The 23791-nt window shown below is 35.8% G+C and carries 22 protein-coding genes; 15 read left to right on the top strand and 7 right to left on the bottom strand.

The annotated features are described in order from the left end of the window. Positions 1-138: 138 nt before the first annotated feature. Positions 139-1797 carry an electron-transfer flavoprotein:ubiquinone oxidoreductase gene (locus PKC21_01665; protein HMR24039.1) on the bottom strand — a complete coding sequence of 553 codons (1659 nt, stop codon included), beginning with the start codon at positions 1795-1797 and terminating at the stop codon, positions 139-141. A gap of 136 nt (positions 1798-1933) precedes the next feature. Here PKC21_01665 and PKC21_01660 point away from each other — a divergent pair, with 136 nt between their 5' ends. Genes PKC21_01660 through PKC21_01625 form a run of 8 tightly spaced genes read left to right on the top strand, consistent with a single transcriptional unit; the run spans position 1934 to position 10417 of the window. Further along, a complete protein-coding gene (locus PKC21_01660; protein ID HMR24038.1) occupies positions 1934-2983 on the top strand; it encodes a DHH family phosphoesterase in 1050 nt (349 codons plus the stop codon). After that, the gene (locus PKC21_01655; GenBank protein HMR24037.1) at positions 2980-4506 is read left to right on the top strand and encodes an FAD-binding oxidoreductase; all 1527 of its coding nucleotides are present in this window, start codon (positions 2980-2982) and stop codon (positions 4504-4506) included. The genes PKC21_01660 and PKC21_01655 overlap by 4 nt, the downstream gene beginning before the upstream one ends. 60 nt (positions 4507-4566) lie before the next feature. Further along, positions 4567-5148 carry a MotA/TolQ/ExbB proton channel family protein gene (locus PKC21_01650; protein ID HMR24036.1) on the top strand — a complete coding sequence of 194 codons (582 nt, stop codon included), beginning with the start codon at positions 4567-4569 and terminating at the stop codon, positions 5146-5148. 6 nt (positions 5149-5154) lie between these two features. Further along, on the top strand, positions 5155-5562 hold the full coding sequence (locus tag PKC21_01645; protein ID HMR24035.1) for a biopolymer transporter ExbD: 408 nt from the start codon (positions 5155-5157) through the stop codon (positions 5560-5562). A 1-nt stretch (position 5563) separates the two neighbouring features. After that, positions 5564-6223 carry a TonB family protein gene (locus PKC21_01640; GenBank protein HMR24034.1) on the top strand — a complete coding sequence of 220 codons (660 nt, stop codon included), beginning with the start codon at positions 5564-5566 and terminating at the stop codon, positions 6221-6223. After that, positions 6198-8624 carry a TonB-dependent receptor plug domain-containing protein gene (locus tag PKC21_01635; GenBank protein HMR24033.1) on the top strand — a complete coding sequence of 809 codons (2427 nt, stop codon included), beginning with the start codon at positions 6198-6200 and terminating at the stop codon, positions 8622-8624. The genes PKC21_01640 and PKC21_01635 overlap by 26 nt, the downstream gene beginning before the upstream one ends. A gap of 1 nt (position 8625) precedes the next feature. Continuing rightward, positions 8626-9456 carry a hypothetical protein gene (locus tag PKC21_01630; GenBank protein HMR24032.1) on the top strand — a complete coding sequence of 277 codons (831 nt, stop codon included), beginning with the start codon at positions 8626-8628 and terminating at the stop codon, positions 9454-9456. A 1-nt stretch (position 9457) separates the two neighbouring features. Next, positions 9458-10417 carry a nucleoside hydrolase gene (locus PKC21_01625; GenBank protein HMR24031.1) on the top strand — a complete coding sequence of 320 codons (960 nt, stop codon included), beginning with the start codon at positions 9458-9460 and terminating at the stop codon, positions 10415-10417. 96 nt (positions 10418-10513) lie between these two features. On the opposite strand, the gene nadA is transcribed toward PKC21_01625, so the two are convergent. Next, entirely contained in the window at positions 10514-11536 is a 1023-nt protein-coding gene (gene nadA, locus PKC21_01620) for a quinolinate synthase NadA (protein HMR24030.1), read from the bottom strand. Between the two features lie 72 nt (positions 11537-11608). Beyond that, entirely contained in the window at positions 11609-12163 is a 555-nt protein-coding gene (locus PKC21_01615) for a CDP-alcohol phosphatidyltransferase family protein (protein HMR24029.1), read from the bottom strand. A gap of 33 nt (positions 12164-12196) precedes the next feature. On the opposite strand from PKC21_01615, the gene PKC21_01610 reads away from it, so the two are divergent. The 4 genes from PKC21_01610 to PKC21_01595 all read left to right on the top strand — a co-directional run bounded on the left by PKC21_01610 (position 12197) and on the right by PKC21_01595 (position 16389). Next, positions 12197-12607: a GNAT family N-acetyltransferase gene (locus tag PKC21_01610; GenBank protein HMR24028.1), complete on the top strand. Its 411-nt coding sequence runs from the start codon at positions 12197-12199 to the stop codon at positions 12605-12607. A 25-nt stretch (positions 12608-12632) separates the two neighbouring features. Continuing rightward, positions 12633-13883, top strand: coding sequence for a nucleoside transporter C-terminal domain-containing protein (locus PKC21_01605; GenBank protein HMR24027.1), 1251 nt, complete (start codon positions 12633-12635; stop codon positions 13881-13883). Positions 13884-13916: 33 nt separating this feature from the next. Continuing rightward, complete coding sequence (locus PKC21_01600; protein ID HMR24026.1) at positions 13917-14528, top strand: hypothetical protein; 612 nt, start codon at positions 13917-13919, stop codon at positions 14526-14528. 91 nt (positions 14529-14619) lie between these two features. Continuing rightward, the gene (locus PKC21_01595) at positions 14620-16389 is read left to right on the top strand and encodes a VanW family protein (GenBank protein HMR24025.1); all 1770 of its coding nucleotides are present in this window, start codon (positions 14620-14622) and stop codon (positions 16387-16389) included. A gap of 19 nt (positions 16390-16408) precedes the next feature. Here PKC21_01595 and hemG read toward each other — a convergent pair whose 3' ends face one another. The 4 genes from hemG to PKC21_01575 all read right to left on the bottom strand — a co-directional run bounded on the left by hemG (position 16409) and on the right by PKC21_01575 (position 20088). Beyond that, positions 16409-17815 carry a protoporphyrinogen oxidase gene (hemG, locus tag PKC21_01590; GenBank protein ID HMR24024.1) on the bottom strand — a complete coding sequence of 469 codons (1407 nt, stop codon included), beginning with the start codon at positions 17813-17815 and terminating at the stop codon, positions 16409-16411. 4 nt (positions 17816-17819) lie between these two features. Then, positions 17820-18869, bottom strand: coding sequence for a uroporphyrinogen decarboxylase (gene hemE, locus PKC21_01585; GenBank protein HMR24023.1), 1050 nt, complete (start codon positions 18867-18869; stop codon positions 17820-17822). A 46-nt stretch (positions 18870-18915) separates the two neighbouring features. Beyond that, on the bottom strand, positions 18916-19467 hold the full coding sequence (locus PKC21_01580; protein ID HMR24022.1) for a nicotinate-nicotinamide nucleotide adenylyltransferase: 552 nt from the start codon (positions 19465-19467) through the stop codon (positions 18916-18918). 144 nt (positions 19468-19611) lie between these two features. Next, on the bottom strand, positions 19612-20088 hold the full coding sequence (locus PKC21_01575; GenBank protein HMR24021.1) for an outer membrane beta-barrel protein: 477 nt from the start codon (positions 20086-20088) through the stop codon (positions 19612-19614). A gap of 62 nt (positions 20089-20150) precedes the next feature. Here PKC21_01575 and mtaB point away from each other — a divergent pair, with 62 nt between their 5' ends. The 3 genes from mtaB to der are packed head-to-tail and all read left to right on the top strand — an operon-like array spanning position 20151 to position 23705. Further along, positions 20151-21449, top strand: coding sequence for a tRNA (N(6)-L-threonylcarbamoyladenosine(37)-C(2))-methylthiotransferase MtaB (gene mtaB, locus PKC21_01570; GenBank protein HMR24020.1), 1299 nt, complete (start codon positions 20151-20153; stop codon positions 21447-21449). Positions 21450-21455: 6 nt separating this feature from the next. After that, positions 21456-22154 carry a ribonuclease III gene (gene rnc, locus PKC21_01565; GenBank protein HMR24019.1) on the top strand — a complete coding sequence of 233 codons (699 nt, stop codon included), beginning with the start codon at positions 21456-21458 and terminating at the stop codon, positions 22152-22154. A gap of 54 nt (positions 22155-22208) precedes the next feature. Next, positions 22209-23705: a ribosome biogenesis GTPase Der gene (der, locus tag PKC21_01560; GenBank protein ID HMR24018.1), complete on the top strand. Its 1497-nt coding sequence runs from the start codon at positions 22209-22211 to the stop codon at positions 23703-23705. Positions 23706-23791: the final 86 nt, after the last annotated feature.

Genomic DNA, 23791 nt, shown 5'->3' with positions numbered 1-23791 from the left:
TGGGCAGATTCATGAATATTATCAGGGTTTGATTGCTCAATACCACCAAGATACTTCTCTTGCCTTGGATAATATGAATATTGACATGATCAATGGTGGATCATTGAAAGAGAGCTTTTTTCTTAAGATTTAAATCAATTACATGTTTTCATAACGTGGGCCGCCGCCAGACTCTGGTGGTGTCCATGAAATATTGTCTTTGGGGCAATTGATGTCACAAGTTTGGCAGTGCACACAATTGGTGAAGTTGAGTACCATTTTTTTATGGCCACCTTCTTTTTGTAAATCATAAACATTGGCTGGGCAAAATCTATTGCAGGGTGCAGCATATTCATCATCACAGTGATCATAGCAAATAGACGTATCTCCAATGATTAAATGCGAAGGTTGGTCTTCTTCATGGATGGTGCCTGCGTTAAAAACGGAGGTTAATTTATCAACATGATGTTGTTTTTTTGAATAATCAATAGCAGGAGATTGGGCAATTGGTAAATATGATTCTCTATCAAGATGAGCTGGCATGGGGTCAATGAGACCGCGGCCACCAGTAATTTGTTGCATACCAATATGTAAAAAGGCTTCTGGTAAGCCTTTGGCCAAAGCTTGGTGGAAGTTACGGGCTTTGTATAAATCTTTACCTTCTTTGCTTTTTAAATAAGCCTCTTGATAAGGTGCTAAGTGATCAGCTGTAAAATCTTTTTCATCTTTATACAAAGAAAAAATTTGATCAGCGGCTAAAATGCCAGAACGCATGCCATGGTGAATACCTTTAAGTTTTGCAATATCTAATAAACCGCCACTTTCACCGACCAAAACGCCACCATCAAAATAAAGTTGCGGCATGGCATAATAACCCCCAGCTGTAATGGCTTTGGCGCCATACGATAGTTGTTTGCCACCATCAATCATTTTTGAAATTAAAGGATGGGCTTTTAAGCGTTGTAATTCTTGATAGGGTTCAAGGTGAGAGTTTTGATAATCTAGGCCTACGACCAAACCTATGGTTAAGACATCATTTTTAAAACCATAGATGAAGGTGCCCCCCACAGTTTTACGATCCAATGGGTAGCCCATGGTATGAATAACACTTCCAGGTTTGACGGTTCCTGGTTTACACTGCCAAACTTCTTTAACCGCAGTCTCATAAACTTGTGGGTTTTGCTTGTTTTGTAAGTTTAATTTTGGAATCAACTGTTTGGTTAAATAACCTCTGACACCCTCACCAAAAACAACACATTTGGCTTTTATATCTACACCTGGTTCAAAATTGGGTTTTTGTTCACCTTTGGCATTGATGCCTTGGTCTTTGGTTCTAACGCCAATAACTCTATTGTTTTCATATAATACTTCATTACCGGTAAAACCATTGAATATATTGATACCCAGTTCAGTGGCTTTCTCACCCAACCAACGGGTTAATTTTGATAATGAAGCAACATAATTGCCTTTGTTGTGCATCTGTGGAGGAATGATAGGGAACTTAATAGAACTTTTCTCTTTAAGAAAATACACACTCTCCTTAGTAACAGGAGCTTCTACAGGGCAGTTTTGTTCAAGAAAATCAGGAAATAATTCTGATAAGGGTTGTGGATTAAATACGGCTCCGGAAGCTTGATGTCCACCTAACTCAGCAGCTTTCTCTATCACTGCAATCATCGGTTCAAGAGAAGTTCCATTTTTTTCATTATGGTCCTTTATATTTTGCGCCAAGCGAATGGCCGCGGCAAGACTAGCCGGGCCAGCCCCTACAAATAAAAAATCAACGTCTAAAACTTCTCTCTGTATTGCATCAGTCATGAATTTAATTTACATAGAATCAACCTAGGTGACCAGTAAAAGCCATAAAAATAAATAATTTTGCATGATAACAATAACTTTGATTGATATAAGATCGCAACTTGCATATTTTTTATGCATTGGATAGTTAGGAACTGTGAGTAACACTTTTTCAAAAATTGAATTAAGTATTTTAGAGCGTTTTTTTGATGACTTTCCTCAAGGTGGAAAGTTATTGATTTTAACCCATGACCATCCTGATCCAGACTCAATCTCAAGTGCAGCGGCATTGGCTCATATAGCACAAGTCCTTGGCAAAGCAAAAACCACCATTGCCTATGGTGGTATTATTGGCAGAGCAGAAAATGCTCATATGGTTAAATACTTAAAGTTAAAACTCATCCCGGTTGATAAAGTTAAGTTCTCTAAATACGATAAAATTGCCATGTGTGATACCCAACCCACAACCGGAAACAATGCGCTCCCTGATGGCATTGTTCCAGATTTGGTCATTGATCATCATCCTAAAATTAAAGCAACCAAAGATGTTCCTTATGTTGATATACGCTTAGACTATGGAGCTACCGCGAGTATTTTATGTGAGTATTTAGACAAATTTGACTTGCAAATTGATCAAAGTTTAGCGACTGCATTGTTATATGGAATAAAATCAGAAACTCAAGATCTGGGTAGGGAAGCATATGCGGTTGATATTGAGAGTTACTTAAAACTTTTTCCTTTGGCTAATAAAAAACTATTATCTAAAATTGTAAACCCTAGAGTTTCAGGACAATATTTTAAAGATTTAGTGCACGCCTTGCAAAAGGCACATTGGGTTGGCAGTGCTTTGGTCAGTCATCTATCCGATGTTGACTCACCAGACATTGTTCCAGAAGTAGCTGATTTAATTTTAAGAGCTGAAGGTTGTAGTTGGGCCTTGTGTACAGGACAGTATCAAGGGAACTTGCACTGTTCTATCAGAACAACCAATGTCAGAAAAGATGCTGGAAAATTGATGAAAGCATTGATGAAAAGTTTTGGAGGAACCGGCGGAGGACATCTTTTAATTGCTGGTGGCAAAATTTCAGTGCCTGATAAAGAAGCTTGGCAAGTTCATGAACTTCAGCAACAGTTAGAGGAAAAATTCCTTAAACGTATAAAAAAACATGATCAAAGCCAATCTAAATTAATTGAACAAGATCTATGACCCTAAGTATTCATTGGGAACAATTACAAAAAACTTTAGAAGGTGAATTGTTTTGGAGTGGGAAAATTTTACAAGACTATGCCTTAGATCAATCTATTTTTTCTATAAAGCCTCAAGCGCTTGCCTATCCAAAACACAGTCAGGATCTAAAGCTTATTGTTGAGTTTTGTCAAAACAATCAAATAAGTTTAACTCCCAGAGGAGCAGGCTCTGGTGTGGCAGGACAAGCCATAGGCAAAGGTTTGATCGTTGATTGTAGTCGTTTTATGAATAAAATTTCTTCTTTTGATGAAAGTAATGATTATGTTTGGGTAGAACCTGGTGTTACGCTAAAGCAATTGAATGAATATTTAAAACCATACTCTAGAAAATTTGCACCTGACCCAGGGTCTTCTGATTATTGTACACTTGGCGGGATGTTTGCTTGTAATGCCGCGGGACCTTTCGGTTTAAAATATGGAAGTACTAAAGATCACGTACAGTCTTTTGATTTACTGTTAAATGACTTAAGAATAGTAAACAGCCACTCACAAGAAGATGTTTTTTTAAATCTTGTAAAACAAACGGTTCAGTTTTTTAAGCAAAACAATATAAACCTTAGGCAACTTAAAAAAAACTCAAGTGGTTATAACTTTAATGCACTGTTGACAGACCCACCGTCCATAGAAAAATTTTTTGCTGGAACTGAAGGAACTTTGGGTTTTGTAACACGTTTACAGTTAAAAACAGTTCCATTACCTCAAAAACAATATTTAAGAATATTTTGCTTTAAAACTATTGAAGAAGCCGCAGCTTCCGTTAATACAATACTCAATGACTACCAGCCGGATGCGCTAGAGTTATTGGACTCTTGGTTGCTAAAAGCATTATCTAGTCAATACAGTTTTTTTAAAGCAATGATTAAAGGTGAAAATAATGCAATACTGTGCGCACAGTGGGAAACAAAAGCAAGAGTTCAAACACAAGAAGATAAAAATTTTGATCTGGTTTATGAAACAGATAATGCACATGATATTGATCAGTTTTGGAGTATGCGCAAACAAGCGTCACCGATTTTGCATCAACACAATAAAAATAGAAAACCCTTACGCTGTATAGAAGATACAGTGGTTCCAGTTGAGTCTTTAAAAAATTATATTATTGATCTTAAAAAAATTTTACAAAAACATGACTGTCTGGGACCAATTTTTGGACATATTGGTATGGGACATATTCATGTGAATCCATGGATTAAAGTAGGGGATGATATTGATATATATTTAAATAAGCTTATGCAGGATGTTTATGCTTTGGTTGATGCTTATCAAGGAAGTATTTCTGGTGAACATGGTGACGGTTTATTAAGAGCACCGTATGTTGTTGAATATCAAAAAGAACTCTTACCTTTGTATAAAACAATCAAACAATTGTTTGATCCACAAGATCTATTTAACCCTGATAAAATTTTTGGGCCAAATCAATTAAACAAAGATAATTTAAGAGACTTGAATTCTCCATGGAATAATATAATACATAGATCATAAAAAATATAAGGGTTTTGAATTTTAATAACCCGCAATATTTAAGAAGGAGTTACATAGATTATGCCAGTATGGATGATAATTATTGAATGGTTGGCTAGAGGTGTATTGCTTGTATTGTTTGTTTTATCGGTTTGGTCAATTGCAATTATGTTTGATCGTAAAAAATATTTTACGAATATTCTTAAAGATTTACCCAGTGGTGAGTGGAATAATGAATTTATGAAACTTGATCATGAAGGAGTTAAACATTCAAATAAACTTTGGCATAAAGCTTATGTATTTATCTCTGAGGAAAAAAAAGAGAATAAAATAGAAAAAGCCTTTGAAACATTTACGCTGCAAGAAAAACCAAGCATGAACAAAGGTCTTTCTGTTTTAGGAACCTTAGGGGCAACTGCACCGTTTATTGGTTTGTTTGGAACAGTATTAGGAATTATTAATGCTTTTGGTGATTTAGCGCTTAATTCACAAAACACCAATAAAATAATGTTTCTTCTGGCTGAGGCACTTATTCTGACCGCAGTAGGTTTATTGGTAGCCATTCCTGCGGTGATTGCTTTTAATTATTTTAAACAAAAAATGAATTTTGTTTTAGAGCGGCTTGTTGCCATGAAGAATACCTATCAAAATTTACAGGACTAAATTGCTATGGCAATGCAGATAAACGACAACAATGAAGGTTTATTTGAAATCAACATTACACCTTTTGTGGATGTAGTTTTGGTTTTATTGGTTATTTTTATGGTAACCGCCCCCATGATGGTGCAGCAAGCTTTAGAAGTTAATTTACCCAAAACGTCTAGTGCTGACGCAATTGCTAAAACAACTTTGTCAGTGGGTATTACGGCCAATAATCAGTATCTACTCAACGGAAAGTTGATGACCCTACAAGAAATAAAAGAACAGGCTCAAAAAGCGTTTGAACAGTCTAAGGATGTTCAGGTTATTTTTGCAGCTGACTTAGATTCAAAACACGAAGCTGTTGTCATGGCCATGGATAGTTTACGGCAAATAGGCATTATTCAATTTGCATTTCAAGTCATTAAACAGGAATAAAATGAATGAAGCGTTAAAAAAATCATTATTGTTCCATTTTTTGTTTATTGGGCCAGTGGTTTTTACTCTTGTTTCACAGAATAAGATAAATCGTTCAGGCTTAAATAAGATTGAATTTCAAGTGATAGAAAAAACCATTCCAAAAGATAAAAAAATTATCAAAATAGAAGAGCAAGAAGTAAATGCAGTTAAACAACAAAATCAAAAACAGAAAGAAGTTTCTAAAGAACCTGCAAAAAAAGTGTTTGGCCTACAAAAAAACACATTGCTTAATGATAGCTCTAGTGAAGGTGTTGCGATTAAAAAAGGTAATACAGTTTTAAAAGAGCAAGACAATGAAATTGCAGAAAATGATGATCCTTTACCTGTACCTAAACCAGAGTATATGGTGACACAAATGCCTGTCTTACTTGAGGAAGTGATTCCTCAATATCCTCAAGAAGCAAAAAACAATAATTTTGAAACATCAGTAGCAATTAATATTTTGATTGATGAAAAAGGAATTGTTAGAAGCGCTGTATTGATTGAAGATCCTGGGATGGGGTTAGGCAAAGCAGCATTGGATGCTGTAAAACAATATAAATTTAAACCAGCCAAAATTGCTGATAAAACTGTAGCTGTGGAGATTAGATATTATGTTGAATTTAAGATTAATGCTTAATTTTTTTAGTGCTTGCTTGCTCATTGCTTTCAGTGTTTTTGCACAAGCACAGCAACAAACAGAAGTAAGCATAGAAAAAGTTGATGATGTTATAGAAAGTACAGTCAGTGATGATCAAAATAATATTGAAGAAAATAGCCAAACAACTGATGAGGATAAAGAATTAAAAGATATTGATTTAAACGATCAAGAGGAAAATGAACCGTTAGACTGTGCAGCAACATTTATTTTAAAAGAAAAAGGCACACGTAAAATTTTAGAGCAAAGCAATATGTATTTACTTCCTGACGGAATCAAACAGATTTCTGATAAAGAGGGTAAAGTTACTTTTAATAACTTAGCCTGTAAAGAGCAAACATGGGTTGTCAATATTTCTGGTTATGAAAGGTTAGACATAAAAAAAAGCCTAAACAAAAGCAGTCAAAATAGCTTTACGCTCTACATTAATCCATTATCAGATAATGTTTATAAAACAGTTGTAACGACAGATGCCAATAAACGTGATGGTTCAAAAAGAACTATAGATCAGGATAAATTTATCAAAGCCATTGGTTCAAGAGGTGATCCTATTGTGGCTTTAGAAAATGAGCCTGGATTTAGTGGCTTTTCAGATCAAGGGGGTATTATTTTACAAGGTGCAGACCCTGAAGATACACGCTTTTATGTTAATGGCCATCAAATTCCATTGATTTTTCATAGCTTGGGTTTTTCTTCTGTATTTGTTCCTGAAGCTATTCAATCTGTGGATCTATTAACAGCAGGTTTTGGCAGTGAATATGGACGCACTGTAGGTGGGAATATTAACTTAACCACCAGAGATCCAAAGTTAGACCGTATGCATGGTATGGCTTACGTAGATCTTTTAAATGCTGGAGCCTTGGTGCAAGGTCCTTTGGATAAAGAAAAAAAACATTCATTTTGGTTAGGGGGAAGAGTCAGTTACATTGGGCCAATTTTTAACTTGGTGACCAGTGATGATGACAATGTTCAGTTTAATACGGTTCCGCAGTTTTTTGATTTACACGCCAACTATCAGTGGAAAATCAATGAACAATGGACCTTTGATCTATTGGGTATGGGTGCACAAGATGTTTTAAGGTTTAGAATCAAAGACAATGAAGACCCTGATTTAAGAGGAGATGTGAAATTTAAAACTGCATTTTATCGGATTATCCCACGCATTCGGTATCATTATGGAGAGAGAAATTCAGTATCTTTATCTACTGCACATGGTTTAGATTTTATCAATCAACAAATAGATGATTATTTTTTTGATGCCACCAATTACTCACCGACCATTAGAGGTGAATGGCAACATCATTGGCATAAACAGTTTAATACAATTTTTGGTATTGATACCCAATTTACGCATTTTAAAGCAGACTTAAATGTTCCGTCAGGAACTTTTCCAAACTCTGAAGATGATTCAGTTCCAGAAGCATTAAGAGATGTAATTACAAAAACAATCGATGAAAAGTTTTGGGACTTTGGTGCTTATACAAGATTTAATTTTAGCACTGAGAATGAGAAGTGGTTGTTCTCACCAAACTTTCGTTTTGATTATTCTGAATTAACCGATCAATTTCATATTTCTCCGCGTATTGAAATAAGAAGAAAATTAAATCCTATTTGGACACTGCGCGCAGCCAGTGGTTTTTATTATCAGACACCGCAGCCTCCAGAACTTGAAGAATCATTTGGAAATCCAAATTTAAAAGATGTTGAGTCCATTCATTATGCTTTGGGTGCATTGTTTGATACTCGAGTAGATAAAGCCACAGGTTTTTTTGGAGATATGACAGTGTTTTATAGAGATATAAAAAATGTTGTTGTGGATACCAATGAGTTGGTTGATCGTAATGGTGTTTTGGAGCCTTTAAGGTACAGTAATGACGGGGAAGGTTATGCAGCAGGCTCGCAATGGTCATTAAATTATAAACATAAAAAATTTGAATCAGCTTTATCTTATACTTTGTTATGGAGTGAGAGGAAAGAAGAAGGAGAAGCGTTTAGACCAACCAATGGTGATCAAAGACATAATTTAAATATGCGTACTAGAGTTTATTTAAATAATTGGGAGCTTTCAGCACGGTTTAGGTATGTCTCTGGAGCAAGACATACACCTATTATTGATGCCTACTATGATTTAGATAATGATATCTATATCCCTATTGAAGGCGTAGAAAACTCAGAGCGTATACCGGACACGATGCAACTTGACTTAAGAGCAGATAGAAAATGGCGGTTTGATAGATGGATTATGTCTTTGTATATTGATATTTTAAATGTGACCAATCGTAAAAATGGTTTTGATTATGATTACAGTTTTGACTATTCATCAAGAGAAGTTGATGCTGGTATTCCAGTGTTACCAACCTTTGGTATAAAAGGAGAGTTTTAATATGTATAAAATGAGATATACTTTAATGCTATGTGTTTGTTTTTTGCTTGCGTGTGACAGGGTACAGGTTGATTTTTTTAATTTAGGTGAATTTAGATTAATGGCAGTGATTGTTGATCAACCTGAAGTTGATGCAAGTATGAATAATACGGTGAGTTTAACGCCATGGATCAGTGATGTAGATGCCCAAGGCAGATTGGTATCTTTGAGTATCGTTGCTTGTTTAGATCCAGGAATTGGTTTTGGAGCAGAACCCACATGCCAAAGCAGTGATCCTACGTATCAGCAAATAACTTATACTGATTTTGACACCAATACTTTAAGCGCTCAGTACTACAGTGGAGCAATGGACAGTTTTGATGTGACCATACCCTCAGGCTTGATTAGTATGTTGGATTCTGAAACGCAATTTAATGGCGTAGACTATATTGTCTCCATGATATTTACAGCAGGTGATGAAGAAATTAAATCCATTAAACGGATTAAACTATCTAGTAATCCAAGCCTAAATCAAAACCCAGCTTTTGAAGATATCTTGGTTGATGGTAGTGATTCAATAATGATTGCTGATGGGAGTGAAATTGGTTTTACCATTCAAACAGGTTCTGAACCTGAAGACTACCAAGCGTATGATACAGAAGGTACATTGCAAAACCAGACAGAAAACTATTTGGTAACATGGTTTGTTTCTGGAGGTATTTTGCGTTTTTCAAGAACGGAGCCGGGTCAAGATAATGAGTTTAGTTTAGATGATGCGGTTAGTGGGGAACCCTTTGTTTTTGGTGTGCTAAGAGATAACCGTGGGGGTGCGGATATCATGTTTAAAGATTGATATGCAAAAGCTCATTATAGACACTGACCCCGGTATTGATGATTTTTTGGCTATTGCTGTTGCACAAGAAGCAAAAGATATTGATCTTTTAGCTTTAACCACTGTTTTTGGTAACGTTGATATTGAGCAAACCACAAAAAATGCCTGTTACATAGCAGAGCTATTTAACCATTCATTTAAAGTTATTCAAGGTGCACATGGGCCCTTAGATAAAACTATTTCTGGAAAACGGGACTCTAGTCAGTTTCATGCCAAAGATGGCTTGGGCAATATTACGAATCATAAAACAATTGATTTAAGACATGTTGATTTGTCATTAAGTGCAGCACACTATATTGTTGATCAAGCCAATGAATATAAAGGTGAGCTGAATATAGTTACTTTGGGTGCCTTGACCAATATAGCTTTGGCCTTAGATCTTGATTCAGATTTACCTAAAAAAATTAAACAAGTGGTTTGTATGGGAGGCGCGGTGCTTACTCAAGGCAATGCTACACCCGCGGCAGAGTTTAATTTTTGGAGTGATCCTTTAGCAGCAGATAAAGTGATATCTGCTGGCTTTAATTTACACTTGGTTGGCTTGGATGTAACCCAAAAAGTTGTGTTGGATGACGTGTTTTTTAATGAAATGAAAACAATCAAAAAACCATTCATCAATGATTTGTATAAGGCTTGTCAGTTTTATACCCAGGCATACAAAGAACAGGTGAAAATTGCAGGTTGTAGATGCCATGATCCATCGGCTGTGATGTATTTTTTAAAGCCTGATTTATTTAATTGCATTACAGGAGCAACACGAGTTTTAACTGAGGGCATTGGTGCTGGCCAGACCATCATTGATCAAAGTCATAAACACAGCAGTCAAAAACACGCATGGGTAGACATTGAACCAGTCACAGCTGCAGTTGCTGTACAAGAAGAGAGCGTAAAGCAAAATATTTTAAAGATATTGAATAACTGATTGTCTTATACTTATGGTGTTCTTACAAATTTCTCGTTTAGGAGTTTATAAATCAAAGGTCATTTTATTTACTGTTTAAAAATTTATTAGAAGCGTTTAGTTTTTTGGCGTTTTAGGTAAACCTATTTCTAACATTTTTTCTACTGACTTTAGTGCTTTAAGTCTGATGTCTTCTGCAACCGTAATTTTAAAACGATCATGCTGTAGTGAATCTAAAACGCTATTGAGGTTGGTCACCTTCATATAAGGACAGGCGCATGACTGGTCACAGCTTTTATGTTGATAAATAGGGTGGATCTCTTTATCAGGGCAGATTTTTTGGGCTTTTTGAATCAAGCCAATTTCTGTACCAATGATAAATTTCTGCTCAGGACTGTCTTTAACAAAATCCAACATTTGACTGGTGCTTAAAACTGCATCGGCTTTGGCCACTACATCAGGGTTACACTCAGGATGAACAATAATAACGGCATCAGGATGCAACTCAATGGTTTTTTCAAGCATGTCAAGGCTAACGGCTTTATGAACAGGGCAGTAGCCTTGCCATGGAATAATTTTTTTATTAGAACCTTTGGCTTTAAGGGATTTACTGACCCAGTCTGCCAAGTTGGCATCTGGACCAAAGAGTATGGTGTCGCTGGGCATGTTTTCAACAATGTGTAAGGCATTGGAGCTGGTGCAGCACACATCCGCTTCAGCTTTAACATCAGCACTGCAGTTGATATACATGACCGCATCTGCGCCAGGGTTTTCAGCTTTCCATTGTTTGAGTTGCGGACCTGTTATTTCATCAGCTAGGCCACAGCCCGCTTCTGTTTCAGGTAAAAGAACCGTTTTTTCAGGGTTTAAAATATACGCCGTTTCAGCCATAAAACGTACACCACAAAATACAATGGTGTCACACTCTACTTCCGTGGCCATTTTGGATAAACCATAAGAATCACCAATTTTATCAGCAATGTCATGGATTTCTGGTTTTTGATAATTGTGAGCTAAAATAAGCGCGTTTTTTTCTTTTTTTAAGCGTTCAATCTCAGCAATAAGATCCTGACTGGATAACGCAGTTTGCTCAATGTCTTGTTTGGAAGGAATATCATCAAAGTATTTTAACTCAATCATGCGCTCAATATAGCCCTAATTGGTAAAAGGTCAACTCAAAAGCTACCTAAAGGTAGCCGGTACCTTTGGGTACTATTCAAAGGTATCGTGTTTTTTAAGGGCGATTTGAATGAGTCTGGGAACATAGTCCATTAAAATTTTGATTTCTCCGGCAACAACTAAAACAAGAATCCATTGATGGTATATTGAGTTTAAAAATACCTTTGAAGCGTATAAGGGTATTAAAATGTAAATAAAAGTCACGGCTGTAATATATTTGGGTAGAAGTTTAGGTTTAACTTTAAATAAACGTTTAAGCCACCAGGATAAAATGGGGACTGACATCAATTGGGAAAAGTTTCGGCTTAAAACAATGAAAGCAAGCCACCAGGGTATGAAATGATTGATATACAAAAAACTATAATAACAACAGGCAAAGGCTTTATCAGCAATGGGGTCCAGTAGAGCACCCAAGTCACTACACACATTGTATTTTCTGGCAATATAGCCATCAAAAAAATCAGTCAACATAGAAAAAACTAAAATTACCAAAGCGATATTAAAAAATTGATGATGATAAAAGTAAATAAAAACAGGAAAGAGAAGGACTCTTGAAAGACTTAAAGTGTTAGGAATATAAGCAATCATAATGTATCTGTTAATTTATATAGGATAAAAATAATGATGAACAGCAATGACTACAAAGTTTTACATGAAATTCCTACAGCGCAAGACTATTGTGATTTAAGAATAAAATGTGGTTTAAGTGCAAAAGACTTAGAGAGTGTTAAAAAGGCATTACCAAGAAGTATTTATGCAGTGCAAATTATGCATCAAGGTAAAATGATTGCTATGGGCCGGATTGTTGGCGATGGGGGCTGTTTTGTGCAAGTCACAGATATTGCAGTAGATCCCGAATACCAGAAACAAGGTTTATCTAAAATAATTATGGAAAATATTATGGCATATATTGATCAACATATTCCAAAGTCATGTTTTGTAACTTTATTTGCGGATGTAGATTATTTGTATCAAAAATATGGTTTTGTTGTGTCAGCACAGTCTATAGGTATGAAGTTGCAACGTTCATAAAATTAAATACAAAGAAGAGGGTAAAATGGAAAAACTGCAAGCAGTATTTGGTATTTTAGTATTTTTATTGATTGCCTTTATGTTAAGTGAAAACAAGAAAAAAGCTATAGCATGGAAACTGATTTTAACCTGTATAGGCTTACAGCTTTTTATGGCCTTTATTTTACAGGGTTCTAGTTGGTTACAAAGTGTTCTCTTATGGTTAAATAAAGGGGTACTTCTGATTGATGCAGCCACACAAAAAGGCAGTTCATTCATGTTTGGTTACTTGGCTGGGGGAGATGTACCTTTTGTTATGCAAGAAGGAAAAAGTACGTTCATCATAGCATTTTCTGTGTTGCCCATTGTTATGGTGGTATCTGCTTTATCCCGCGTTTTATTTCATTGGGGCGTATTGCAAAAAATTATTCAAGGTTTATCTCTAAGTATAGAAAAGCTATTAAAAATAGATGCACTCAGCTGTTTTGCAGTGGCCTCCAGTTTCTTTTTTGGCATTATTGAAACACCCTTATTGCTTCGCCACTACTTATTAAAAATGTCTAGAGCCCAACTTTTTATTATGTTTACTGCCTGTATGTCTACCATCTCTGGTACGGTGATGGTTTTGTATGCCAATGTTTTACAAAGTATTGTTGATAATCCTACCGGTCATATTATTACGGCTTCTTTGATGAGCCTTCCGGCTGCGATTATGTTTGCATTGATTATGGTGCCGTATGAGGAAATAGAAGAAAAAAATAATCCTGACATAAAAATAGAAATTACAACAAACTCTGCATTAGAAGCTTTGGTTGAAGGCTGTATTGAAGGTATTCATATGGTGTTTTATATTGTTGCAGTTATTGTAACTTTTTTTGCTTGTATTCATATTGTCAATTCCGGTTTATCCTTGCTAGGTATGGTTGGAGTTAATATGAGTTTAGAAACCATCTTAGCGTATTTATTTTATCCCTTATGTTGGTTGATGGGGATTCCATTGGCAGAATGTTGGCAAGCAGCGGTATTGATGGCCAATAAGTTGTTGCTCAATGAGTTTGTGGCCTTCACCCAAATGACCCAATTATCAGCAAATAGTTTAAGTCAACAATCGTATATTATCTTAACCTATGCCTTGTGTGGTTTTGCCAACCTGGGTAGCTTAGGTATTTTAACCGCAGGTTTGGCCCAAATTTTTGCGGATCAAAAATATAAGGTGTTAAGTTTAGCCCCAAAATCAATTTTTGCAGGAACACTAAGCACCATGACAACAGGTGCTATTGTAGCTCTTTTTTTATAGTTTTATGCTGTTCATTTAGGTATATTCTGTAGCATGAATAAAAGTATTTCATTTTTTATTTTCATAGGTTTAATTATATGCTTACAACCGCTTATAGCAGCGGAAAATAAAGAAGTAGTTAAGGTAGTAAAGTTTAAAAAATCTATCGAGATAACAAAAGATCACTTAAATATTGATGATGAAACTCAGATAAAAGTAAAGTGTTATACCGGCGATAAAAATAAATATCCATTTGCAAAAATTGTTGTTGGTGAAAATATAAAAATTCCTATTTATTGCGAAAAGGATTACCTAGGGGGTATTTTCTTGGAAATTAAAAATTCAGAAGATGTTGATAAAATAGAATTGTTTCAACAAGATGGTGATGCTGGTGAGATGTGGGATACAAGAGCTTGGATAACGAAAGATAAAGACATTTATGAAATTTTAAAAATCACTTTGGGAAGTTATCTTATTGATGATGATGTTATGTCAGATAAAAGAAACTGTGAAACTTCTTATCAATTTTTTACATGGAATGAAAAAAATAAAAACTTTGATTATATTCAAAAAAAAATTGATCCATCTTTTATAAAAAGAAAGTTCAAAGCACCAATAACTGTAGATGATGTGTGCTTAAATAAAAAAGGATTGTGGGAAAAATAGTTTTCAAATTTTTAGTGTTTACTACGAGCACACATTGTTAAATGTATGAAAAGCAAGGTATTTAACGTTTTATTGTATGCAATAGTCTATAGTGATAAAATATATACAGGTGGGTTCTGAATTAATAAAACAACAAGACTTATTTGAAAAGCACAATCTGATCAGTAGTGTTGTTTTTCAGTTTAAAACATATGTTTTCATTACTAAACGCTTTGTAATTAACCTATTACACCCCATACAAAAATTCTCTAATGATCAAAAAGATCTCAACCTTCCTATTATTGCTAGTTCAGAAAGTGACTTATGGAATATTTCTGATAATGAAAAAAATTGGCTTTTGACAGCTGGAAAGGTTGAAAATTTACGTGTTGCTGTAAAGAGACTTAATGGGATAGAAGTTCCAGCCAATCAAACGTTTAGTTTTTGGAAACAGGTAGGAAGTCCAAGCTTTTTTAAAGGTTATGTTAAAGGCAGAGAAATAAGAGAAGGTTGTGTAATACCCACAATAGCAGGAGGCTTGTGTCAATTATCTAATGCTCTTTATGATACCGCACTTAAAGCTAATTTTCAGATTGTTGAACGCCATAAGCATACTAAAGTTATTCAAGGATCTTTAGCTGAACATGATCGTGATGCTACAGTAAAATGGAATTATGTTGATTTGCGATTTAAATCTAAATTTAACTTTAGAATAGAAGCTGAATTAACTGCAACAAAACTAATAATCAATTTCAAAAGCCTTCAAGATAAATTTGAATCTGTTGATAAAAATTTTATTCCTAAAAAACCTGATGATTTAAATGATTGTTATTCATGCGGCAATTTTGATTGTTTTACTCATCCAGGAAAAAATGAGTTAAAGCAGACATCCAAGTTACAGGTTTTTATACTTGATGAAAAGTGGGCAGAGTTTGATGATTATATAAACTCTATAGCCCGGGAACAAGATTACTTTATTTTACCACTAAAAAAAAATTGGCTGATCAAATCTACTCGTTATTCTTGGCGAGCGATGAAAATGAGAGTGAAAACAGTTTCATTATTTGGAATATACCGTGCGATAAAATTAAGACTTCAAGCTAAAAAAAATAATATTTTTGAGTTGAGTTTACAGTTAGATAAAACAATTGCACAGGCGATGGTAAAAAAAATTCCTATTGAATCTACGCATGTGCTTATATCACAAAATTTATTACCATTTATTTACCAAACCGGTGCTTTGGGAGGGAGAACTTTTGATGTTTTAATGACAAGATTGCCTATGCAAATGATGCATGACAGACTTAATTTTGCACATTCTATGCATCCTCAAAGTCCAACTTTAAATGATTATAGAGCTTCAGAACAACTCATTGATCTTGAAAATCAAGCCTTAACAAGAGCTAGAAAAATAATTACACCTCACACTGAACTTACTAACATTTTTAAGAATAAAGTTGAAAAGTTAATATGGAAAACTACTGTTCAAATAAGCAATAAAAAACAAGTCAGCGCGAATAAAATACTTTTTCCGGCATCAGCCCTTGGCCGTAAAGGAGCCTATGAAATAAAAAAACTTGCACAGGAGTTTAATTTTATACCTGTAGTTTCTGGAAGAGCACTTGAACATGAAAACTTTTGGGGAGAGCTTAAGCCTGAACAGTTTAAGGGGAGTTATGATGATATTTTTTTAGTGGTTTATCCAACATATATTGAAAGCCAACCCAGAAAAATTCTAAAAGCCATTGCAAAAGGTATTCCTGTTATAACAACTTTGGCCTGTGGAATTGAAGCTTCAGATAGGGTTAAAATTATTGAACTGGGAAACTACTCACAGTTAAAAAAAGAAGTCTATGAACAGTTAAAGACCGTTAATGGCTAGATTGATATACAATCATTTCTTACAACCTTAACGCATGATTAAAGTGTTGTTTAATCACATCCGATAAGCCAACACCGTCACGATGGTTGCCCAACAGAACTATATTTGGGTGAGACTTATTCAGTTTATCAATGCTAGTGTTTTTTTCAGCATGACCAATTTCATACTGTGGCATAGCTCTTGGCCACCTTTGTAATGTTTGAAATAGTGCCGTTTGCTTGATGTCTAAAATATCAGAGAGCTCTTCATGAGCAATGTGTAGAAGCTCTTGATCACTGTGATTTAAAATAGATTCATTGTTCATGCCACCCATGAATACTCTACAAATAATAGTGTCATTAGAAGATCGTTGTGGAAACTTATGATTTAAGAAAGAACAGGCTAAAATTTTTCTTTGTTCTATTTCTGGAATGATAAACCCGGCAGCTTTTGGAAGATTCTCAATATCAGATTTCTTATAAATCAATATCGCAATAGCAGAAGAGGCCGTTCTTATTGATTGAAGTGCATCAGATAATTGAGGTGAACAGTTTGCAAGCAATTGAGAAGAGGATTGTAAAGTATTGGCCAAAACCAAAATGTTTGTTGAATACGCGGTATTATTTTGATCTAAAACAATATAACCAAGATCGTCTTTTGTAACTTTTCTTATGAGACAATTTTTTTGAATAGTTACCCCTTGCTCAAGTAACGACTTTTCTAAAGCGTGGATGAGTTGAGACATGCCGTTTTGTAAACTGTAAAATAAATTGTAACGTGGACCGCTGCTTTTGCTGGTAAAACTATTTTTAAGTAAGCCCAAGATAACGCTACCGTATGTTTGTTCAAGCTCAATAAAAACGGGAAGGGTGGCTTTTAAGCTGAGTTTTTTTGGGTCAGAAGTGTATATGCCTGAAACCATACCTTGTGCAATCACTTCAAACAGTTCTTTACCAAATCTACGGACAACAAAATCTTCTAAGCTAGGATCTTTATCTTTGCCTTTAGAGATAAAAACTTCAGCGAGCACACGTAACTTTCCTGACCATGAGAGTAAAGGAGACTTTAAAAAAGCAGTGATGTTTTTTGGGGCAATCAGATAAAAGCCGAGTGGTGTAGCTTGCAGTTTACCTTTATGCAAAATATAGCTGCGCTGATAGCTTGGATCAATATTGATGAGTTGATCATTGAGACCTAAGTCATCAATTAAATCTAAAATATGAGGGGTTTTGGGTAAAAAGGAGTCTGGCCCATATTCAACCGTACAAGGACCTAAAGGTGTTTCAACTGTATCTGTATAGATTAGTCCACCCAAACGTGAGTTTTTCTCTAAAAGAGTGACTTCATGCTTAGGGTCTTTCTTTTTTAAATAATAGGCATAACTTAAACCTGATAAACCGCCACCAACAATCAGTGTTTGGGTTTTATGTGTATCAGGCTTTGACATGGTATTACCTCTTTGTTTTTTGATGAACCTGTGCAACTAAAAATTGAGCATGTTCAACCGGCGTATTGGGTAAAATCCCGTGACCTAGGTTAAAGATATAGCCTTGATTTGGATTATTTATGCTTGAAAGTAAATGATCCAGCTCATGTTCAATGACAGATTTGTCACACAGTAGAGTGATAGGGTCTAGATTACCTTGAACGGCTTTTAAGTTTAAGTCTTGTTTCATTTGGTTTAAGGGGGTTCTAAAGTCAATGCCCATGACATCGGACCCAGCGTCTTTCATGCTCTCAATCAAATGTGCAGTATTAACACCAAAATAAATACTGGGAACATTGGCGCTGTACATTTTAATAAAATCAAAAATCTGCTTGGCAAAAGGAATAGCAAAGGTTTTGGCTTCCTTTGCAGACAATACCCCAATCCAACTGTCAAAAATTTGGATGGCATTGGCCCCAGCATCCAGTTGTAATTTGACATAATCAATGGTGGCTTCCGTTAAATGATTAAGTAGGGCAATCATTTTATCTGGATCGCTGCGCATCAGTTTTTTTGTGTGTTCAAAATTTTTAGAAGAACCACCTTCAATGGCATAAGAAGCAACCGTAAAGGGACTGCCAGCAAAACCAATCAAAGGAGTATGGGGGGGGAGATTTTTACGGGTTAGGGCAACTGCTTGTTGTAAATAAGCATAACTCTCAGGGATGTTGGGTTCTACTATTTGATCTAAACTTGATTCAAGACGAAAAGGATTGTGAATGGTGGGGCCATGGCCTTTAAGAAAGTCCAAATCAAAGCCCAAGCTTTCTAAAATGAGCAAGATATCTGCAAAAATAATAGCCGCATCCACATTAAGCATGTTGACGGCCAGGCAGGTCACTTCACTGACCAAGTCAGGTGATTTGCACAGTTCTAAAAAAGAATGCTTGGCTCTGATATCCCGGTATTCTTGCTGGTAACGACCCGCCTGGCGCATAATCCAAACAGGGGTATAGGGCGTTTCTTGGCCAAAACAAGCTTGAATAAACGGGGATTGTTCTATGTGTATGCTCATGGGCGCTTTGTAGCACGAAGTGAATCGAAATGCTTTTTTTTTAGGCCTATACGTACTTTTGTAGAAGTTGAATTATGTTTGTAGGTAAAAATTGCTCTAATACGTTCAGATTTTTATTATCTAAAGCTTCCCTAATGGCTGTACTTGAAAAGTTAGGAATAGCCAATTGATTCTCAGAATATTTTTCACGGGGGACAAGACACAAACCAAAGTCTTTTTCAATGTCTTCAAAACGATACCAAAGATCCTTTTGCTGTAAAATATCACTCCCAATGACCAGTTTAAAATTATAGTATGGGTGTACTTTCTTTAATAATTGAAGGGTGTTATAGGTTTTTCCATCGGTTTCACTTGAGCTTTCAATGTCAGATACTTTAAACTGGTTTTCAAAACCCAAGATCAAAGCTTGGCACAATTGCATGCGAAAATTAAAGTCCCAGCTTTCTTTTCCCAAAGCATGCTTAAAGCTTGGGCAAAACCAAACTTCATCCAAGTTGTATTGTTTAAATGCGTAACAAGCAGCCAAAAAATGCCCATAATGCGGCGGAGAAAAGCTTCCTCCAAAAAATCCAATGGTTTTATTGATATTATTTGACATAAAATAGCTTTTAAAATTTGAGTTTAGAGCCTTTTTAAATGGAGGAAAGGTTTTATACCGATTCCGACCTGGGTGGGTTGAATTGGCCCGAAACCGCGTTTTGGGCCAAGAAGGGGGGAAGATCCCCCCTTAACAAAAAAAAGATTAGAAATGAACGCCTACTGAAGCCCTAGGCTCTAATAAGTTATCAGCACCATCAAGAATCAGGTACTCAACACCAACATTGGCAGAAAACATGAACAGTTTAACCACAGTTACACCAGCACCCAAACTGGTAAAGTAGTTGGTATCTATGCCAGATGGATCATAGTCAATAAAACCGGTACCCAAAGACACATAAGGCGCAAAAACACCCGTTGGTACGCGAGCAATACCAGTTAACCTGTATGCATTGGCAGCAGGAATGGGATCATTTTCTATAAAACGGCTGTAACTGCCTTCTACAGCAAATATTTTAATGAACTGATATCCAGCCGTAACACCCAGACTGATCTGTGAGCTTTGGTTAGAAGTTAAGGGTACAACAGCACCAGCTGTAGGTCTTACATAAAAGCCAGCCTGTGCGGACGTTAAACCCAAACATAAAACTGTAAATAATAAGGTAATGTTAATTTTTTTCATATTGCGAATATACCTTATCTTGCCTTGACTCCCAAGTTTTCTAAGCATAAAAGGGCATGACAATGGCAGAAAGTTCTAAAAAAACCTTAAAAACCTATACCTTTGGCTGTAAAGTCAACTGGTTTGATTCTGCACAAGTAGAATCGGCGGTCAGTCAATTTAAAACATGGAACATCGATCCTAAGAGCAAAAATCCTGATGCCGTTGTTATTAATACATGTACAGTGACCGAGTCAGCAGACAAGCAGGCTAGGCAATTGATTCGTAAGATCAATAGAGAACATCCACAAGCAAAAATTATTGTTACTGGCTGTTACGCTGAAGCGGATGGCCAAAGAATCAGTCAAATGCCCGGTGTAACCGATGTGGTTGCCATTAAAGATAGGGTAAAGATCAATGAAAGTTTAGGTTTACCCAGTTTAACAGAGAACGATGCCTTTAAAACCATGGCCCAAACCAGCCAAAGAACACGCGCCTATTTAAAAATGCAAGATGGTTGCAATGCATATTGTGCTTTTTGTGTCCTGCCTTATGTAAGAGGACGCAGTCGTTCCATTGATATTAAAACTTTAGTTGAGTTAGCCCAATCCTACGAAAATCATGGTTATAAAGAAATGATTATCACGGGTACGCATGTGGGGAGTTATGGAAGAGACTTAAGTCCACGCATGACCTTTGCCAAAGCTTTAGACCAAATTTTAAAAGAAACCAATGATATTCGATTAAAAATAAGCTCACTTGAGCCAACAACATTAACATCTGAATTTATTAAGTTGATGGAGGGTAACAAAAGAATAGCACCACATTTTCATATTCCCATGCAAAGTGGTAGTGATGATATTTTAAAGCGCATGAATAGAAAAAACAAAGCGCAAAACTTTAATGAAAGAATTGTGGCTTTATCACAAACCCAGGACAATGTGTGTATTGGGACAGATGTCATTGTTGGGTTTTGTGGAGAGACTGAAAAAGACTTTCAGTTATCCTATGAGTCTTTGCGAGACTTACCCATTCAGTACTTCCATGTTTTTCCATACTCTGGCCGCCCGGGAACAAGAGCGGAAAAAGTTTTTGCAGATGATGTTGGGCCGCAGATAAAAAAAGAAAGAGTAAAGTTATTAAGAGGTTTAAGCTTTGAAAAACAAACGGAGTTTTATAAACGTTTTGAAAACACCACTGAGAAAATTTTAGTTGAAAAAAAGAGAGATGCGCAAGGTTATCTGCAAGGTCAAACAACCCGATATGTTCGTGTTAAAATAAAAGGTCATGATAGGCTACAAGAAAAAGAAGTTGAGGTTAAGTTGTCTCAATTAAATAAGCAAAATACTGAGCATGTGGTTTTTTATGCCGACGTTTTGTAATATATTATGAAATCAATTTACGAAATATTATCAAATATTTGCCAACAAGAAGTGAAGCAGAACATTTTGTTTGAAGAAGCCTTGAGTCATAAATCTTGGTTGGTTGAAAATACAGTTGCTTATAATGATTATGAACGATTAGAGTTTTTGGGAGATGCAGTTTTAAATTTTATTGTTTCTGATTTATTCTATGCTCAATATCCAGATAAAACTGAAGGTGATTTAACTCAGTTTAGGTCTTCTGTGGTTAATGAAGTTGTGTTAGGGCAAACCATTGAAAAGTTTAACATTAATACGCTCATTAAACTGGGTTTAGGAGAAGAAAGATCTGGAGGACACAAAAAATTATCAATTCTATCAGATGTTTTTGAATCCTTGCTGGCCGCTTTATATTTGTCTGAAGGAATGAACTGCGCTAAAAAGTTTGTATACAATACCTTAGCAGAGAATTTGGAAAACGTAGATAGTCTGGAGTGGAATAAGGATTATAAAACGCAGCTGCAAGAAAAGACACAGAAACATTTTAAAATTTTGCCGATTTACAATACCTTGAGTAGTTCTGGCCCAGATCATGATAAAGTGTTTACCATCAAAGTTCATATCAAGGGATATACCTTTGATGGACAAGGCAATAGTAAGAAACAAGCACAGCAAGATGCAGCTAAAAAAGCTTTGCGACAGTTTAAAAAAATTAAGGATAGTTAGTTTATGTATTTTAAACTATTCTGAACCAATAGTAGTCTAGGAAAGAGGCATAATTTGAAAAAAGATAGGAAGAAAGCTCATTGTAGCGGCTCTGACCCGGGTGGGATGAATTTGGTGAAAACCGCGTTTTCGCCAAAGAAGGGGGGAGAGATTCCCCCTTACAAAACAACAGAGAAACCATACTCAATAGCTATTGTAGGCCGTCCTAATGTGGGAAAGTCAACCTTGTTTAATAGGATTATTAAATCCAGACGCTCTATTGTCCATGATCAGCCTGGTATTACACGTGACGTGATTATGGAAACCATTAATCTTGCAGGACGTACAGTGCAATTAATGGATACGGGAGGATTAAGTTCATTCAGTAAACGCCCCAAAGATGCCATGTTAGCGAGAGTTTTTGAGAAAGCTCTGCATTTTATTAAACAAAGTGATCTGGTTTTATTTGTGGTGGATGGTATTGTAGGCTTAACTGAAGAAGACAGAGCAGTGGCTAAAGATTTACGTAAGTTGGATATCCCTATTATTTTGTTGGTTAATAAAGTTGATCCTGGAGCAGCACACAGACAAGAAAGTGATTTTTATGCTTTAGGGTTTAAAGATTATTTTCCGGTAGCAGCTGAACACAATTATGGTGTAGCCAATGTTTTAGAAGAAATTGAAAGCCAGTTAAAACTGACCCAGAACAAACAAGATGATTCACAGCCAACGAATAAACAAGCAATGACTTCAATTAGAGTTGCCTTGTTGGGGCGTCCCAATGTTGGAAAATCAACCTTGTTTAATCGTATGTTAGGTGAGGATAGATCCATTGTATCTGATGTAGCCGGGACAACTCGTGACAGTATCAACTCTGACTTTATTAAAAATGATATCCACTGGACTTTTGTGGACACAGCAGGCATTAGAAAAACATCAAAACTCAAACAAGATAATATTGAGTTTTATTCAGTGAATCGAGCTAAAAAAGCGGTCGATGCCAGCGATGTTATTATTTTAATGCTAAATGCTGAAGATAACATTACCACTCAAGATCAAAAAATAGCTGCTTATATTATGGAGCAGCGTAAAGCCTTGCTGATTTTAGCTAATAAATGGGACCAGCAACCCAAAGGGGATTCGCTAAGGAGTGGTTTTAGAGAAGAACTGTATTATAGAGCTCCATTTTTACGTTTTGCTGAAGTTAAATTTATTTCAGCAAAAGAAGGCTTAGGAACACGTAATTTGTTATCAGGTATAAAAGCATTGTATGATAAACTCAATAGCAGGTTCACAGAAGATGAGCTTAAAGATGCTTATAAAGCCATTATTGCTGCCAATCCACCCAAAGGTGCCAAAGCACATATTTTAGAGTTTAGGCGCTTATCGTATCGCCCAAACCCGGCTCCAACATTTTTTATCCGTTGTAATAAGCGTAGATACGTTCCAGATGCTTTGAAAAAATTTTGGAAGAATAGTTTGTATCATATGTTTGATTTGCAAGGCATTCCAATTAAACTGGTGTTTCACGAGCATATGCTTGAGTCAGATAGTGAGCGGGAAAAAGAATAGCTTTGCCATTGTATTTTTAATTGGCTCCTACGAGTCAGGTCTGTACCATGCCGATTTTTTGCCCACATAGGCAGCAATATAACTAA

Source organism: Oligoflexia bacterium (assembly GCA_035326705.1).
GTDB lineage: Bacteria > Bdellovibrionota_G > JALEGL01 > JALEGL01 > JALEGL01 > JALEGL01.
This window is presented reverse-complemented; position numbering and strand designations above follow the sequence as displayed.